We start from the raw sequence: 15,673 nt of genomic DNA, 5'->3' as shown, positions 1-15,673 counted from the left end.
TATATTATTTGCTATCAACAAATATCCATAAGGGGGAAAAGGCTGTATCATGGATCAGTATACTTCCACATCCCTACGCTAGCATTAACTAACAGGTTCAAAGGGTCTGGACGAAATATCCGTCCACTCTCAGCATATAGCTCCCCTTGTGGATCTGCTGATATTCGAATCTTATGTCTATCATAATAGACTATAAGAAAATTGTCATTCTTTTTTCGCTATATTCAAATAAATTTAAACATGATAAAGCTGAAATGCAGCCTTTGGACAAAAAGTAATGAAAAAAGGGCGTTAACAATAAGAACTTTTTTCAGAATGGGGGTTTTGGTTTGAATCTTAAACGTGAGCGTTATGAAGTAGTGGATGTGGTGCGGGGGGCTGCGATATTTGGCATTTTACTTGTGAATATGGCGCATTTCAGCTATCCAGATGTATATTTATACCAAATAGGCAGCGAAAATTTTTTTACTGAAACATGGAGAACATGGGATTTTCTAACGAAAAATATTTTGGAAATATTTGTACAAATGAAGTTTATTACAATGTTCTCATTATTGTTCGGATTTGGAATCATCATCATGGAGGAACGGGCTTTAGGAAACGGCAGGAACTTTGTTTCTATATATATACGCAGACTGGTGGTGCTTTTTGTATTTGGACTAATTCATTCATTTTTCATTTGGGATGGAGACATTTTAATGGATTATGCTGTGCTGGGGTTTCTTCTCCTTTTTTTCCGGAAGTGTTCCTGGAAAACCCTTTTGGTATGGACTGTATGTTTATTTAGTTTATATTTGCTCCTTATTGGTTTGATGACGGCTGTATCCAATGGTGAGGATGCTTTTGTCCAAAAAAGAGAGCAGGCTGCCTTACTGGAAGAGGAGGCAAGAAACGCAATCCATTCATATCAAAACGGAAGTTTTACTGATATTTTCCATCAGCGTATTCATGATCGGCTTTTTTACATGTCTATGTCTGGCATGTGGCCTTTTCAACCGCTTGTCTATATAATAAACATGCTCCCATATATCAGCATGTTTTTAGTTGGCATGATATTTGCGAAACAAAAGCTTTTTCAAGAACCGGAGAAGCATCGAAGGTTATTAACAGCCATCTGGTTTTTCGGGCTTATCATTGGGCTTCCGTTAAATATTTTTGCGGTCACCGCTAAAAATAGTTTTTACATGGTGTTCGGTGCACCATTTCTCATGTTGTTTTATGTGATCTCTCTCATATTTTTATATTTTCACCCAATCTGCCGGCAAATTGTTAAGAAGATAGCGCCTGTTGGACGCATGTCATTGACAAATTACATCATGCAATCTGTTATTTGTACATATCTTTTTTATCATTACGGATTGGGATTGTACGGTAAAGTATACCCCTTCGCCGGTTTTTGGCTTGCACTCGCAATTTTTGCCGTGCAGCTTATCATCAGCCATATTTGGTTTAAATATTTTCAATTAGGGCCGTTGGAGTGGGTATGGAGAACAGCGATGTATTTCAAGCGCCAGCCTATTCGCATGAAAAAGGAAGTTTCGAAGCATAATAACAGATCAAGATGAATTGTAAAAATGTAGTTTCAAATCTCAGATTTTGAGTTTATGATAGCTCTTTCTTTTTGAAAATAATTTATAGTATGATGGAACAAAGGAGTGTCTAGGCAACATGTTTCTACAAGCAATTTTTATTTTTTTGCTGCAATTATTGTATGTACCAGTATTGACGATCCGAACTATTTTGTTAGTGAAAAATCAAACAAAGGCTGCTGCTGGTATAGGTTTGCTAGAAGCAGCGATTTATATTGTCGCTTTAGGAATAGTTTTTCAAGATTTATCTAATATTTACAATATTAGTGCATATATTGTCGGTTTTGGTGCAGGGCTGTTGTTGGGCGGTGAACTGGAGAAAAAGCTGGCTTTTGGATATGTAACATACAATGTGAATTTAATGGATAAAAATTCCGAATTAGTAAAAAAATTGAGGGAGGCTGGTTTTGGGGTTACGGTCTTTCAAGGAGAAGGAATGAATTCGATCAGGTATCGTTTGGAAGTTGTTGCTCAACGCTCTCGGGAGGAAGAATTTTTAAACCTTGTCAATGAAATAGAACCAAAAGCGTTTTTAAGCTCGTATGAAATTCGTTCTTTTAAAGGCGGATATTTAACAAAAGCGATGAAAAAGCGGGTAAAGCGTTTAGAAAAAGGACGAACATAACGGTCGAAGGGAGGGTGAAGCGTGGATATATTTGCAAAAATTGCTGAGGATCGGATCAAAAAGGCATATGAAGAGGGAGAGTTTAAAGAACTTCCCGGGATGGGGAAGCCTCTCCCGCATGACGATTTGTCTGATATTCCGGAAGAACTCCGAATGGCTTATCGTCTTTTGAGAAACGCCGGTATGGTCGATCAAGAAAATGACTTGAAAAAGGAACTATTAACTATTCAAGATTTACTAAAATGCTGTGAAGATGAAGCAGAAAGGAAAAAATTACAACAAAAGCTGTCGGAAAAACAATTAGCATTGGAACGAATCGTGAAGAAAAGGAATATATTCAACACATCTGCATCTCAATTTTATAAAGATAAAGTTTATAAAAAGCTTATTTGACGTTTTCGAAAAAGAATGGTGCCTTTATTTTCGCCATTCTTTTAAATTTGCTGTTTTTTCAAGGCTTCTCTATGGAAGACATAATATAAAGCAAGATTGAAAAAACCTAAGAAAATGACTATCATCGAAAGCGGAAGCTCCTTTGCAAAACCGACCAAAATTCCAGACAATAAACAGAAGAGAGCAACGAATAAATAAAAATATTTCATAAGTGTCACGACCATTTTTTTGACCCCCAAACAAAGAAAACGTTTTCTTTTATTATAAATCATTTGTCACAAAAACGAAACAAAAAATTCACATTTTGTTCAAAAAATAGACACCGTTTTGACAAAAAGTTATTATACAAAAAGCAGCTTATACTGAATTTATAAAGCTGCTTTAAAGTAAAAACGATTTCTTCTGAAATCTGGCATCTAAACAACAAGGAGGTCTATCTTTATTTTTCTCCTGCAAAAGAAAAAAGAGAATGATGAAAATGGAGCGCGTACACGATTCGCCTGCTTTAGAATCCAAGCTAAACCTCTGATGGATGGCAGATTGGGCGGTTCCTAATGTGACTCGAACATCGTTTTGAGAAGCGTATAGAACCACATATAACAAATCAACTGAAGCAAGCTGATGAGGACAGCAGCTGCGAGTTTTCACAACACTTCAACATCGCTAAGTTAAACACTTATTGCCGTCATTTGCACAAGCCCATTCGCAACGAGCAGCAGAAAGCTCAATTCACTTAAAGAGTGCTCTTTCGTAGGTTCCCCAATTCCTCTGCAATTGCTTGCATTTCGCTGGGGCTGAAAGTATTTTTTTTCATTACATGGTCATAAATTTCTTTTAGGTCTTCATACATATTTACATTAAAATGTGTTGGTTGAACTGCACTGATGTTGATCATATTCAATTTTTCTGTAATTTTTTTAATCATGTATTCCATATTTTCTGCTGATTTTTCACATAAATTCAATTGATTTCATCCTCTCGTTTTTTTATTTGTTTCATTGTATCATGTATTATGAAAGATTGAATATTATGATCAAAAAAATTGATCTTTCCAAACTATTCTTTGCAGCTTATGAAAAAACGATTGAAGCAATGGGTTCAGGAGGTTTCAGCAATGATAAAAGTACTTTTTGTTTGTTTAGGAAATATATGCCGTTCGCCAATGGCTGAGGCGGTTTTTCGTGATTTAGTTAAACGGGAAGGTCTGGAAGATAAAATTTTTGTCGATTCAGCGGGAACGGGAGGCTGGCATGTAGGAAGCCCGCCGCATAGAGGGACTCGAGAAATATTAGACCGTTACCAAATTTCTTATGAAGGTTTAAAAGCACGTCAAATTCATAAGAATGATTTATCAGATTTTGATTATATTATTGCCATGGATGGAGAAAACTTAGGAAATTTGCGCCGGATGGCAGGATATAACAATACGGGTGAAATCAGTCGTTTAATGGATTTCGTACCAGATGCTGATATTTTGGACGTCCCTGATCCGTATTATACTGGGAACTTTGAAGAGGTTTATGACATGGTTGTCAAAGGCTGCAAAGGGCTGCTCCAGAAGATCAAAGAAGAACACCATCTTTCGTAGAAGAGGTGAAAGTCAAATGAAATCGCAAAATAAATTGTTAAAAGGGCTGTTCATCGGAGCGATCGCAGGCGCAGCGCTTTCTTTATTGGATAAAAAAACAAGGGACGATGTAATCAGCAAAAGCAGATCAGCTTTTAGCAAAATCAAGCAGTGCGCAGAAAATCCGATGGAGATTGCTGATAAAACAAAGGAAAAAATGAACTCTGTCAAAAGAACAATCGAGCAAACAATCGAAGATATTGAATTTGTTTCTGAAAAAGTGAAAGAATTAAAAGAAACGACACCGAAAGTAATGGAAATAATGAAAGAAGCAAAAGAGAAATGGAAGGAGCGCCTTTGACAGAAACTAGTTTGAAATGAGGTGCCAAGATGGATGACCATATCAACCTTCTTCAAATCGCTAAAGAGCTTTTTAAACGGTTTAAAGAAGATGAAATATCAAGTTTAGCTGCGGAGTTAGCCTACTTCTTTCTTTTGTCTCTTTTTCCATTCCTTATTTTTTTAATGAATCTCCTTGCATATTTGCCCCTCTCTTCAGATGTTGTTCTTGATTTTGTCGCACAATATGCACCGGGAAATACAATGAAATTGATCGAAAACAATGTGAGGCATATTATTGAAACTCAAAATGTGACCCTTTTGTCGTTCGGAGTCATTGGAACAATTTGGTCTGCCTCAAATGGGATTAATGCGATTGTCAGAGCTTTTAATAAAGCATATCAAGTGGAAGAAAACCGTCATTTCCTTGTAGCTCGCTTGATGTCTATTTTGTTGACTTTTGCCATGATTTTAGTCATTTTAGTTGCACTGCTGCTTCCGGTGTTTGGCAGAGAGATAGGCTTGTTTATATTTCGGGCGTTCGGATTTACAGAAGTGTTTTTAACGATATGGAATACGATAAGATGGTTATTAAGTGCTGTTATTTTGTGCATCGTTTTTACAGGACTGTATTTTATTGCGCCAAATAAACGGATGAAAATTTCTGAAGCATATCCAGGCGCTTTATTTGCTACCGTTGGCTGGATTGTTGTTTCTCTTCTTTTTTCTTACTATGTCGGAAATTTTGGGAATTTCAGCGTGACATATGGAAGCCTCGGCGGGGTGATCATTCTTCTAATTTGGTTTTATCTTTCCGCGGTTATTATTATATTAGGCGGGGAGATCAATGCAATTTTATCAAAAAATTCCAATAATTAATAAAGGCCGCCATTTATTTCGAAGACTTTTTTTCATTTCACATGGTCATATTAAAAATGAGGCTGAAAAAATTGACGTAAACAGGAGGACATACGAGTGGCAAAGCAATCAAAAAAAGGCGGTCAACACAACAAGCAAAACTCAAAATCCAAGCCGAAGCATAAGACAAGCGGAAGTGCGAACGGCCAAAACGGCTACCATTAAAAGAGATATTATCAAGCGCATTCCTCGGGCTGTCGACTTTTTCGACAGCCCGGGTTTTTGTATTCAACGAGAATTTAGCTATGTTTGCCATGAGTTCAGAGCTTTAATTTTATATTAAATAAAGTTCGGCAAGAGGTTGAGTGTCTGCGCGTTGAAGCTTCTTTTTTTTGCGGGAATGTTCGCATCGGACCTCCGGCGGCGGAAGGCTTCTTTTGCGTTTTCTACTCAGCCATTTCTAAATATCGATCATAAATAGAAGCATAAATGTGTTCAATGTCCGCATCCGTCATGTACATAAGCGTTTCCCGATCAATATTTCCTATTTTTTCAATAAAATCAATCATATTTTTTCTTTCCTGCCGTTTCATCATTTTTCCCCTCTCCTCTATAATGTTATGATACAGTTTTTTTATTTTGAAACTATTATATAACAGATGGAGTAGATGTTCAACTTATTTTTTAATTTTTTTCCCGCAATTTGTATTAATTGCAAATAAAAAAATTAATCAATTACAATAAAATTGTAGATATTAATGGAGGAGATGATACAGCATGGAATTTCAAATGAAGGAAATTGGATATAAAACAACTTTTGAATACGGAGAACTGCATGTGGCAGGTGATGTTACATACGGATTCCGTCCATTTCAATTGATGGTTTCCGCCATTGCTGGCTGCAGCGGAAGTGTTTTCAGAAAAATTTTAGATAAAAAAAGAATCGTTTATGACGATATTACGATTCAAGCTGAAGTTGAACGGAACGAAGAAAAAGCGAACAGAATTGAAAAAATTCATCTTCATTTCATCATTTCAAGTTCCAGCGAGGATTTGGACCGTGAGCAAATTCAAAAATGCTTGGAGCTGGCGCACAAAAATTGTCCAATGGTTCAATCAGTAGAAGGCAGCATCAACATTACGGAAACATTTGAACTAAAATAAAAGCTTTTATGAGCAAAAAAATTGTTTTTAGAAAAAAATGTAATACAATAAATGTGTATAATTCCGATCTGATTTCTAGGAGGTAATGTGATGACACAAACGAAGCTTGCCCGCCAGGCCGAATATGAAATTGATTCTATTTATTTAAAACGCTGGTCTCCGCGTTCGTTTTTAACTAAAGAGGTCCCGGAGGATGTGTTACTAAGCCTTTTTGAAGCAGCACGCTGGGCGCCTTCTGCTTTCAATTTCCAGCCATGGCGTTTTATTATCGCTCGCACAGAGGAAGACCGCAAAAGATTTATGTCATTCATTGGCGAGTTTAATCAAATTTGGTGCAAAAACGTCCCGGTTTTTGCCTTGATTATTTCTAAAAAGACTAGCGAGCGGGGGGAAATCGGCTCCCACGCCTTTGATGCAGGTGCAGCTTGGGGCTATTTATCATTAGAAGCAACAAGAAAAGGCTTGATTACGCATCCGATGACAGGCATAGACTTTGAAAAAGCACGTCAAGTTTTAAACATCCCTGAAGAGTATGCAATCAATGCGCTCATTGCAATTGGCTATCAAGGGGAAAAAGAAGCTCTGCCGGAAAGCCTGCAGGAAAGAGAGGCACCAACCCCTCGTCGTCCTATAAAAGAATCCATTTTTGAAGGCCTTTTTGGCGAATCGCTGAATGAATAAAAGTTTCAACAAAAAAATAGAAGCAGATGATAGAGATCTGCTTCTATTTCATTTTTATGAAGAGGAATTGTGGCATTGCCGATTTACCACATTTAGTTCTGAAAAATTTCCTTTCAGTTATTACGCTAGAGTCGAAGGTGTAAAAGTTCGTCCGGCAAATTCAAAAACAAAAAGTTATACGGCCTCGCTAAAACGGCGTTTATGTTGGATTGTAAAGTAGGTGATCGTTGCGAGAACAAACACGATCATAAAAGTGAGCAAAATAAATGCATTTTGCCACATAAACGCATAATCGCCGCTCGAAATGACTGAACGGAAGCCGGCTACGGAATATGTCATTGGCAGCCAGTTGTGGAGCGGCTGCAACGCTGTTGGGATTAACTCTAACGGGAAGGTACCGGCGCTTGTAGTTAATTGTAAGATTAAGATAATGATTGCTAAAAATCTTCCCGGATCACTTAACGTTGTGACAAGCAGCTGAATTAACGTCATGAACGTTAAGCTTGTGATGATCGTAAATACGATAAATCTCGCAATACTTTGCACTTCAATGCCTACTCCTGCTAGTAAAATTGTATCGGCTATCAACGATTGCATGACGCTGATCATAACGAGAACACCAAACTTGCTAAAAAACCAACTCATTCCCGTTTTAGGTGTAGTTGCTGGTTCACGAAGAGGGTACACAATTGTTACGAGCAAGGCGCCGACAAACAATCCCAGCGATAAGAAGTACGGAGCAATCCCCGTTCCATAGTTAGGAACTTCGTTTAATTTTTCGTTTTTAATTTTAATAGGTTTTGCAAACATATCGTATATTTCTTTGTCCGCTTTGACGTTGCTGGCATCTTTGGCTCCATCGTGCAATTTTTCTGCCAATTCATTAGAACCTTTATCCAGCGTCGTCATTCCTTCCGTCAATTGACCAGACCCGTTAGAGAGCTGCTCGATTCCGTGTGAAAAGTTCCCTAACCCATTTGTGAGTTTTTCCATTCCGTTTGCTAATTCGCCGGAACCAGCAGCAAGCTGATTAGTGCCATCTTGCAGTTGATCAGAACCGGAAGCGAGATCATGCAAGCCGGCTGATAATTGTCCGCTTCCTTCCATCAGCTGGGTTATTCCGCTTTTCGCTTCATTCATTTTTTCACCGAATGTCGATAATCCTTGGGAGAGCTCCTTCTGTCCGCCAGCTAATGATTCGGCACCTGCGGCGAGCTGCTCCTGCCCTGCTACTAGTCGTTTGAGACCGTCGCTTAAAGCGACTGTTCCGCTATGCAATTGCGCTGATCCAGAAGAAAGCTGATCAGCTCCATCTTTCAATGCTGCAGCATTTTCGGAAAGCTGGCTGATACCGCTTGTTACTTGTTTGCTTCCATCCGCCAGCTGCCCTACACTTGCACGCAGTTCTTTGAGTGCCGTTTTTTGCTGCGGATCAGACGTTTGAGCGATCATAGCATCAAGCCGGGCTGTCAGCTGTTCCAGTCCGGCACTCACCTGTGCCGCTCCCGTTTTCGTTTGTTCTGCTCCCTTAGCCCATTGTCCGAGTGATGACGACAGATTGCTGGCTCCGCTTCGTACTTGCTCGGCTCCGTTTGCGAGCTGAGGAGCTTTTTCATTTATTTGTTTCATTCCATGAAGTGATTGCTTTAATCCATCCGCCAGCTGCTGAGAACCATTTCTTGCCTTTTCTGCACCATCGAGCAATTTCTCTTGACCTGCAATCAATTGGTCAAGACCGGAATTAAAACGGTTCATTCCGCTGTTCAGACGCTCGGCTCCGGAACTAGCGGATTGCAGTCCATTTTTAAATATCAATGATTTTTCAGCCATCGTTTTTAAATGTCCATATATTTCTTGAACTCCTTGTTCCGCAGAGAGCGCGCCGTTGTACAGCTCTTGTGAACCATCTTTGGCCGAATCAACCCCGTCCTTCAGCTTTATTGCTCCTTGTTTTGCTGAATCAATGCCATCATGCAGTTTCTTTGCTCCTTCGCTTGCCGATTCGAGCCCTTCTGCCAGCTTCTTAATATTTTGGAACATTGTTTCGGCATATGTTTCCGTTAATGTATCACCAACTTCTTCTTTCAGTTTTTCAATGGTTTTATCCCCGATTTGTGCTGCGAAAAAGTTCATGCTCTCATTCGGCATATAAATGAGCTCCATTTTTTGAGGGTGTTCGTCCTTTATCGTAGTTGCATGCTTTGAAAAGTTTTCTGGAATTTTGATAACTAGATAATATTTCCGGTTTTTTAATCCGTTTTCCGCTTCTTTCTCGTCAACAAATTCCCAAGAAAGCTGCTTTTTCTTTTTTAGATTTTCCACTAGATCGTCGCCGATCTTTAACTTTTCCCCATTCAATGTTGCCCCTTTGTCTTGATTGACTACAGCGACCGGCAATCTCTCTAAGTGGCCATACGGATCTCCAAATCCCCATATAAACATTCCGCTATACATAATGGGAATAAATAAAATAGCGATAACAGGAATCAAAATTTTCCGATTCGCTACAATCATTTTTAGCTCATGTAAAAATAATGAGATTCCACGCAACGGTTATCTCCTTCCTTTTTTGTACTTTTGACCATTTTGCTCATTTAGTCATTTTATGATAAAAGAAGAAGGACTATCTATTTCGACAATCCTTTTAAAAAATACTGCTCAAATAATTCTGCGATTTTCTCCTTTGGCAGCGGCTCATGTTCCTTTTCCCAATCAAAGTTTAGGGCGATATACATTTTTAACATTAAAAAGGCGGTGATTTCGGAATCACAGTTGCGAATTTCTCCTTTTTTTATGGCGTTGTCAATTTTTTCGCGGATAAAGGCGATAATCGCCCGATCCAATCTTTTCATCACTTCTTGAACGGCCGGAGTCCCGATATCCCGAATTTCTTGGAGAAGCTTAATTGTTAGTGGATGTTGCTTTCGAAACTCTGCAATGCGATATAAAGCGCGATGGGCGTTTTCAAGAAATGGACGATCGGGGTCCATTGCATGCTCTGCCGTTTCTTTTATTTCTACAATAACTGAGGAAATAATTTCGTCTAACAAATCCTCTTTGCTTTTAAAAAACGTATAAATTGTTCCTTTGCCTACATTCGCGAGTTTCGCCACTTGTTCTATCGTCGTTGCCTTATACCCGAATAAGGAAAAAGATTTTGTCGCCGCATCAATAATATTTTGTTTTCGATCGATAGCCATGCTCCTCATCCTCTTGATTGACTAAATGGACATTTTGGTCATTTCGTTAAAATTATCATACTATATTTCCTGATTAAAATAAAGGGGTTTTTTTACAAAATGATCGACAGGCTTTACACATGCGGCTGTCCTCATTTTTAAAAAGGGAAGAAGGTCCAAGCACGATAACGTTGTGAAATGTTTGCAAAAACCACCACATTATAGTATACCGTCAATCATCCGAAGCTGTAATCGGCAAAAGGCTTCTGCTTCAGACATCATTTTTTTCTTGTTGTTGTATTTTTTAGATTTGAGTATTTTGCACATTGTGTCCTCTATATGATAGAGCAGAAGGAACAAAATAATCAATTACCAAATAAACTAAAATCCGTTTTCAACGAATTGGAAATCTTGAAACATCTTCGAAAGGCAAACCATCCAAAAAAATCTCTGATTCACCTGTTCTTATTTGTTTCAACTGGTGTTTTGCCTCATTTTCCAACAGAAGAACTGGTTCCGGCTTTTGGACTCTAAAAAAGCGGATCAGCTGCCAGTCAAGGATGCGGTCTACCGTTTCCTCAACCATGGCGCCGTTCTACTTTCCTTTAGTTCCTCGGTCATTGCCAAGGTTAGTAGCCTAACAGATAAATACCGGGTAAAAGTATTCATTATTGATGATTCGATGTTTGAACGGAATCGCAGTAAGAAAGTGGAACTGCTTGCACGTTGTATGGATCACTCGTCGCTCCGGAAGCGATTCTATAAAGGCTTTCGTATGCTTACTTTAGGCTGGTCTGACGGCTACTCCGTTATGCCGATTGACTTTTCTTTATTGAGCTCCAAAAAGGCTCAAATCAATGGGATTTCAGAAAAAATAGATAAGCGTACATCAGGGGATAAATGCTGTGTTGAGGCATTACAGACAGCACCAGAACAAATCCCTGCTATGCTTGAGCGTGCCTTGACCGCAGGGTTGGAGCCCGTTACGTCTTGATGGATACATGGTTTACTCAACAACCTCTCATTCAAGCAATCGTGGAACAGGGACTTGATGTGATCGGCATGGTGAAAGCGACCAATCAACGCTATCTCGTAGGGGGCAGAGCCGTCTCTTTAAAAGAACTCTATCGATTGTCTAATCCGGTTCAAGGAAAGAAAGGAATCCTTCGTTCCATTCACACGGTGATGGCAAATTGAATACCAGTTAAAGTGGTCTTCATTCAAAACCGAAACAAGAAAAACGAATGGGTGGCCATTCTTAGCACCGATTGTACCCTGACAGAACAAGAAATCGTGCGCATCTATGGAATACGCTGGGACATCGAAGTATTTTTCAAGACGACTAAGTCACTGTTGCGCCTTCAGGAAGAATTCCAAGGCCGTTCTTTCGACTTGCTTATCAGCCATACCAACATTGTGTTTACTCGTTACATCGTTCTCTCGTGGCAAAATCAATGTAACACGGATGATCGGACCATTGGCGGTCTCTTTTATGAACTATGCGATGAAATCAATGAACTGGATTGGGCTGTAGCTTTACAGCAGTTGATCGAGCTTCTTCAAGATACCCTAAAAAAGATAAATAAAATGACAAAAAAATCATTGAAAGTCAACTACAGCAATGGATTGCAGGCCTTCCTAGTTATATCAAGGCTTATTTGCCAATTTCTATCTGCGAAAGTTGAGTTAGTAATTAAAATAAAGGAGAAAATGGATATGACTATTACTAGCAATTATCTTCATTCCCCTGCACTTAAAACAGTACAGGGGAATGTTGTAAAGATTTTATACAGCGAAAATGTGTATCAATCTATTTTCCCAGTAGCCTATATATCAGCACAATACCAATTAATAACACGGGTATTTGAACCGATAACTTAATTAAGCTATTTGTGAATATATACTCACCTATTAAAACGACTAATCCTGCAAAAATTGCAGATATAATAGCCTTTTTCATAATTTTCAACCCTTTTTATTGAGGTAAGACAATAGGAGGATATTTATTACCATAAGTATATTTAACATAAATCGGGACACCTGTTATATACTCAGATATTATGGCTCCTACAACAGCTCCTGCAACTGCGCCAGCTATTCCAAATATACTACCTAGATATGCTGCACCACCAGAAATTCCACCTTTTACTATGGCTCGAACATCAGTCTTAGTCAACCACAGTTCGATTCCCCACCAATGAAATTTAATTGCTCTTTTTCCTTTAGAAGCTTTAGCGTAACTAATAGTTTTAGCTGAAACGTCTTTAGCATTACAACAACAATATTTCTTACTACCGCTGTATTAGCTCCACTGATGGTCTCTAAATTATTATTAGCTTGAGATACTAAATTGTTAACAATCTCAAAATCTCTTTCAGAAAGAATCTCCTTTAACTTTTTCTCATCTTTCAATACAAATTTATTTTCTTCGACAACAACATATTGATCAGCTGTTTGAATTAGATTTTCTGATAACAATACATTATATCCTTGAGAATAGACGTTTAATGTTCTTGTTTTTCTGCCGCAAACGCTGAGTATGATGGTAATGTACTTCCTAACAAAGATAAACTTAAAGTCCCTAGTAAAATTTTTTTACGCATATTAAATTACCTCCTTAGTATATTAATTTCTATCACACCTTATAGACGTTAATTTTATCGATATAGTTCCACATATTTCATTTTTTGACATAAAAATACCATTAAATAAAGTATTCTAGAACTTTATTACTGGTAGACTAAATACCAACAAACTCGAAAATCCTTAAAAGAATGAAACTAATTACAATGCCTTAATGGATAAGTGACCTTTATTTTTTCTCTTTCAGTAGCTTACTTAACGCTTGTTCCCAAAATGGAATACCATCTACAAAACCCGCTTCTTTGCAACGTCTCATCTCATTTTTAATCTTTTGAATGGCCTTTTCTAATTTTTCCATATTTACAGCAATCGTCCGGGACACCGATCTATCATGCCCTGTCTGAATTCAAGGGATGGTAAAAAAAGGTATGCATATCGGTCTGTCATGGCAAGGGATGATAGTCCCAAAGCGCTTACAGATGAAATTCAAAAAAATGGTTCGCTAACCTATGACTTACATCTGTTTTCAGCGAATCAAAAAAGTTCCCTCAAAGTCTTGACTGACTCTTTGCAAAATGCTCGATTTGTCAAAATATATTGCTTATGTCAGAATAAAAATAATTTTTACGGACAAATTTTTTTCCATAATTGTAAACGGCCTTTTTTTAGAAGGAAATGTTTATTTTAAACAACTTTTGTTAAAATAAGTAAGCAAAGTTTTCGGGAAAATTATTGCTAAATATGGGTGGTGAGCTTTATGTTCAATCGTATATTATCGATCTTGGTTGTTGTTGGATTGCCGTTGTCCGTTATTGGCAGTTTGATGCATTGGAATGCACTGCTTCTATTTGCAATTTATTGTTTAACGATTATCGGACTCGCCAGTTTTATGGGAAGAGCGACAGAAAGCTTGGCGATTGTGGCAGGTCCACGAATTGGCGGACTGTTGAATGCAACTTTTGGGAACGCTGTTGAGCTCATTATTTCAATCTTTGCGTTAAAAGCAGGTTTAATTTCAGTTGTTTTAGCATCTCTCACAGGTTCTGTAATCGGCAACTTGCTGCTTGTTGCAGGTTTATCGTTTTTTGTTGGTGGATTAAAGTACAAGCGGCAGAAGTTTAATGAATACGACGCAAGACATAATTCTGGATTGTTAATGTTTGCGGTCATTGTTGCCTTTGTCATTCCAGAAGTGTTTGCACAAACAATGAATGATACGGACACATTGACGTTAAGCATTGGCATTTCCATCATTATGATCGGGCTCTATTTAGCCGCGTTGTTTTTTAAATTGGTAACCCATCGGGGAGTTTATCAGAAAAAAGAGGAGCAGATCGAAGAACACGAAAGCCCGGAATGGTCTGGCAAGATCGCAACCATCATTTTGTTTTTGGCAACAATTGCGGTTGCATATGTTTCGGAAAATCTTGTACATACGTTTGAAACGGTCGCACATGAACTTGGCTGGAGTGAATTATTTATTGGGGTAATTGTCGTTGCCATTGTTGGAAATGCAGCGGAGCATGCGTCTGCGATTATTATGGCTTACAAAAATAAAATGGATGTAGCGGTTGAAATCGCCATCGGATCAACCTTGCAGATTGCCATGTTTGTTGCGCCTTTGCTTGTATTAATTTCGCTTCTGTTTTCAGAAAAAATGCCGCTCGTCTTTACACTTCCTGAGTTGATTGCCATGGCGACAGGAGTACTGCTCATGATTGTAATTTCCAATGACGGCGATACGAACTGGTTTGAAGGGGCTACTTTGCTTGCTGCTTATGTCATCATGGGGATAGGCTTCTATCTATTATAGGAAGATATTTTGCGGATAAAATACAAATAGCTTGAAAAAACTACAAGCAAAGGCTACTTGAAAGGAGATAACCACATGAAACAGCTAATGACGTTATTTATTTCAGTCATGCTTGCATCGGTTTTTTCAAGCTTAAGCTTTGCTGAAGCACCAACTATCCCCAAATCGGTGATGGATATTTCAAAAGAAAATACGTATCCAAATCCGAGTCAAAATCTTCCTTATTTACAGCCAAGTGAATTAACAAAAGAGTTAATCAAAACATCCAACGTCCCGATTGAAAATCCTGTTTTAATTAAAATGTTAAATGAGTCTTCCATTACACCTTCTCCAACCGCCATAGGATATAGAGCCGCCATTTACTTGGGACGGTGGGCATTGAATTATGAATCTGAGGAAACAACAGTCAATTGGGAGTATCAAAAAATCAATACAAACTTTTTTGACAATCGAGGCGGTAAGTCGCCCGTTCAAATTAGCTATAAACAGGAGGCGCAAAAACGGGTAAAAGGAGGATTAACCGCTAGAATTTCTGATCATAAAGATGTCAAAAAAATGATGCTGATGAAGGCGGCAAAGAAATCGAAAATGCCGCTAGCATTTGAAACAATTGTCGGATTCGGGACGAAAAAAAATCAAGTATATAATATCCCGCCGAAAAAAATGGGGTATTTATACGCATACGTTCCCGCTGTCAACGAAAAAGGAAAAGTCACTTACGGAGAAGTGTATTTAATGTTAAAGGGAAGCAAGAAGCAAATTGTTGTCAAAAATGTTACGCAACAAGGCATTGGAGCATGGATTCCTGTGCAGGATCGGGCATCCTTCCACTTTCTTATTACCAATCAGCCTAGATAATAGAAAAGGGCGGGCGAAAGGCAA

The 15,673-nt window shown here is 38.4% G+C and carries 18 protein-coding genes, 1 pseudogene and 1 riboswitch; of the genes and pseudogenes, 11 read left to right on the top strand and 8 right to left on the bottom strand.

Annotated features, from left to right (window positions below):
* Positions 1-53: 53 nt before the first annotated feature.
* A riboswitch (TPP riboswitch) is annotated at positions 54-157 on the bottom strand.
* 172 nt (positions 158-329) lie between these two features.
* The 3 genes from NSQ71_RS15955 (at position 330) to NSQ71_RS15945 (ending at position 2,607) form a co-directional block, all read left to right on the top strand.
* Entirely contained in the window at positions 330-1,565 is a 1,236-nt protein-coding gene (locus NSQ71_RS15955; protein ID WP_340734215.1) for a DUF418 domain-containing protein, read from the top strand.
* 103 nt (positions 1,566-1,668) lie between these two features.
* Positions 1,669-2,214, top strand: a complete 546-nt coding sequence (locus NSQ71_RS15950; protein WP_311066517.1) for a DUF2179 domain-containing protein — start codon at positions 1,669-1,671, stop codon at positions 2,212-2,214.
* Between the two features lie 21 nt (positions 2,215-2,235).
* A complete protein-coding gene (locus NSQ71_RS15945) occupies positions 2,236-2,607 on the top strand; it encodes a DnaJ family domain-containing protein (protein WP_311066516.1) in 372 nt (123 codons plus the stop codon).
* Between the two features lie 41 nt (positions 2,608-2,648).
* On the opposite strand, the gene NSQ71_RS15940 is transcribed toward NSQ71_RS15945, so the two are convergent.
* Both NSQ71_RS15940 and NSQ71_RS15935 read right to left on the bottom strand, forming a co-directional pair.
* Positions 2,649-2,831 carry a hypothetical protein gene (locus NSQ71_RS15940; protein ID WP_340734214.1) on the bottom strand — a complete coding sequence of 61 codons (183 nt, stop codon included), beginning with the start codon at positions 2,829-2,831 and terminating at the stop codon, positions 2,649-2,651.
* A 509-nt stretch (positions 2,832-3,340) separates the two neighbouring features.
* Positions 3,341-3,571, bottom strand: coding sequence for a DUF1128 domain-containing protein (locus tag NSQ71_RS15935; protein WP_063386774.1), 231 nt, complete (start codon positions 3,569-3,571; stop codon positions 3,341-3,343).
* 150 nt (positions 3,572-3,721) lie between these two features.
* On the opposite strand from NSQ71_RS15935, the gene NSQ71_RS15930 reads away from it, so the two are divergent.
* From NSQ71_RS15930 to NSQ71_RS15920, 3 genes are read left to right on the top strand one after another with little or no spacing between them, the layout of a single operon-like run.
* On the top strand, positions 3,722-4,195 hold the full coding sequence (locus NSQ71_RS15930; protein ID WP_130156865.1) for a low molecular weight protein-tyrosine-phosphatase: 474 nt from the start codon (positions 3,722-3,724) through the stop codon (positions 4,193-4,195).
* Between the two features lie 16 nt (positions 4,196-4,211).
* Entirely contained in the window at positions 4,212-4,535 is a 324-nt protein-coding gene (locus NSQ71_RS15925; RefSeq protein WP_063386772.1) for a YtxH domain-containing protein, read from the top strand.
* A gap of 29 nt (positions 4,536-4,564) precedes the next feature.
* Positions 4,565-5,392: a YihY/virulence factor BrkB family protein gene (locus tag NSQ71_RS15920; protein WP_063386771.1), complete on the top strand. Its 828-nt coding sequence runs from the start codon at positions 4,565-4,567 to the stop codon at positions 5,390-5,392.
* Positions 5,393-5,817: 425 nt separating this feature from the next.
* Here the strand turns inward: NSQ71_RS15920 and NSQ71_RS15915 are convergent, their stop codons facing one another.
* A complete protein-coding gene (locus NSQ71_RS15915; RefSeq protein WP_375338764.1) occupies positions 5,818-5,967 on the bottom strand; it encodes a BH0509 family protein in 150 nt (49 codons plus the stop codon).
* 181 nt (positions 5,968-6,148) lie between these two features.
* On the opposite strand from NSQ71_RS15915, the gene NSQ71_RS15910 reads away from it, so the two are divergent.
* Positions 6,149-6,535 carry an OsmC family protein gene (locus NSQ71_RS15910; protein WP_063386769.1) on the top strand — a complete coding sequence of 129 codons (387 nt, stop codon included), beginning with the start codon at positions 6,149-6,151 and terminating at the stop codon, positions 6,533-6,535.
* Between the two features lie 90 nt (positions 6,536-6,625).
* Positions 6,626-7,216, top strand: a complete 591-nt coding sequence (locus tag NSQ71_RS15905; protein WP_063386768.1) for a nitroreductase family protein — start codon at positions 6,626-6,628, stop codon at positions 7,214-7,216.
* Positions 7,217-7,390: 174 nt separating this feature from the next.
* On the opposite strand, the gene NSQ71_RS15900 is transcribed toward NSQ71_RS15905, so the two are convergent.
* A complete protein-coding gene (locus NSQ71_RS15900; protein WP_311066514.1) occupies positions 7,391-9,766 on the bottom strand; it encodes a YhgE/Pip domain-containing protein in 2,376 nt (791 codons plus the stop codon).
* A 77-nt stretch (positions 9,767-9,843) separates the two neighbouring features.
* Positions 9,844-10,416, bottom strand: coding sequence for a TetR/AcrR family transcriptional regulator (locus tag NSQ71_RS15895; protein WP_339210390.1), 573 nt, complete (start codon positions 10,414-10,416; stop codon positions 9,844-9,846).
* Positions 10,417-10,734: 318 nt separating this feature from the next.
* Here NSQ71_RS15895 and NSQ71_RS15890 point away from each other — a divergent pair.
* A pseudogene (locus NSQ71_RS15890) lies at positions 10,735-12,080 on the top strand (IS4 family transposase).
* 290 nt (positions 12,081-12,370) lie between these two features.
* On the opposite strand, the gene NSQ71_RS15885 reads toward NSQ71_RS15890, so the two are convergent.
* The 3 genes from NSQ71_RS15885 to NSQ71_RS15875 form a co-directional block, all read right to left on the bottom strand.
* Positions 12,371-12,571, bottom strand: a complete 201-nt coding sequence (locus tag NSQ71_RS15885; RefSeq protein ID WP_340734213.1) for a hypothetical protein — start codon at positions 12,569-12,571, stop codon at positions 12,371-12,373.
* Positions 12,568-12,873, bottom strand: a complete 306-nt coding sequence (locus NSQ71_RS15880; RefSeq protein WP_340734212.1) for a hypothetical protein — start codon at positions 12,871-12,873, stop codon at positions 12,568-12,570. Before NSQ71_RS15880 ends, NSQ71_RS15885 begins: the two co-directional genes overlap by 4 nt.
* Before the next feature lie 334 nt (positions 12,874-13,207).
* The gene (locus NSQ71_RS15875) at positions 13,208-13,336 is read right to left on the bottom strand and encodes a hypothetical protein (RefSeq protein WP_311066512.1); all 129 of its coding nucleotides are present in this window, start codon (positions 13,334-13,336) and stop codon (positions 13,208-13,210) included.
* 399 nt (positions 13,337-13,735) lie between these two features.
* Here NSQ71_RS15875 and cax point away from each other — a divergent pair, with 399 nt between their 5' ends.
* Both cax and NSQ71_RS15865 read left to right on the top strand, forming a co-directional pair.
* Complete coding sequence (gene cax / locus NSQ71_RS15870) at positions 13,736-14,791, top strand: calcium/proton exchanger (RefSeq protein WP_130156871.1); 1,056 nt, start codon at positions 13,736-13,738, stop codon at positions 14,789-14,791.
* A gap of 108 nt (positions 14,792-14,899) precedes the next feature.
* Positions 14,900-15,649 (top strand): YfkD famly protein, encoded by a 750-nt coding sequence (locus NSQ71_RS15865; RefSeq protein WP_395994375.1) that lies wholly within the window; start codon positions 14,900-14,902, stop codon positions 15,647-15,649.
* Positions 15,650-15,673 lie beyond the last annotated feature (24 nt).

The organism is Aeribacillus sp. FSL M8-0235 (assembly GCF_038000355.1).
GTDB classification, from domain to species: Bacteria; Bacillota; Bacilli; order Bacillales; family Aeribacillaceae; genus Aeribacillus; species Aeribacillus composti.
This window is presented reverse-complemented; position numbering and strand designations above follow the sequence as displayed.

Coding starts and splice junctions, on each gene's coding strand:
- NSQ71_RS15905 (WP_063386768.1), top strand. CDS start 6,626: ATGACACAAACGAAGCTTGCCCGCCAGGCCGAATATGAAATTGATTCT.
- NSQ71_RS15895 (WP_339210390.1), bottom strand. CDS start 10,416: ATGGCTATCGATCGAAAACAAAATATTATTGATGCGGCGACAAAATCT.
- NSQ71_RS15940 (WP_340734214.1), bottom strand. CDS start 2,831: ATGGTCGTGACACTTATGAAATATTTTTATTTATTCGTTGCTCTCTTC.
- NSQ71_RS15875 (WP_311066512.1), bottom strand. CDS start 13,336: ATGGAAAAATTAGAAAAGGCCATTCAAAAGATTAAAAATGAGATGAGA.
- NSQ71_RS15930 (WP_130156865.1), top strand. CDS start 3,722: ATGATAAAAGTACTTTTTGTTTGTTTAGGAAATATATGCCGTTCGCCA.
- cax (WP_130156871.1), top strand. CDS start 13,736: ATGTTCAATCGTATATTATCGATCTTGGTTGTTGTTGGATTGCCGTTG.
- NSQ71_RS15925 (WP_063386772.1), top strand. CDS start 4,212: ATGAAATCGCAAAATAAATTGTTAAAAGGGCTGTTCATCGGAGCGATC.
- NSQ71_RS15950 (WP_311066517.1), top strand. CDS start 1,669: ATGTTTCTACAAGCAATTTTTATTTTTTTGCTGCAATTATTGTATGTA.
- NSQ71_RS15915 (WP_375338764.1), bottom strand. CDS start 5,967: ATGATGAAACGGCAGGAAAGAAAAAATATGATTGATTTTATTGAAAAA.
- NSQ71_RS15865 (WP_395994375.1), top strand. CDS start 14,900: ATGCTTGCATCGGTTTTTTCAAGCTTAAGCTTTGCTGAAGCACCAACT.
- NSQ71_RS15910 (WP_063386769.1), top strand. CDS start 6,149: ATGGAATTTCAAATGAAGGAAATTGGATATAAAACAACTTTTGAATAC.
- NSQ71_RS15920 (WP_063386771.1), top strand. CDS start 4,565: ATGGATGACCATATCAACCTTCTTCAAATCGCTAAAGAGCTTTTTAAA.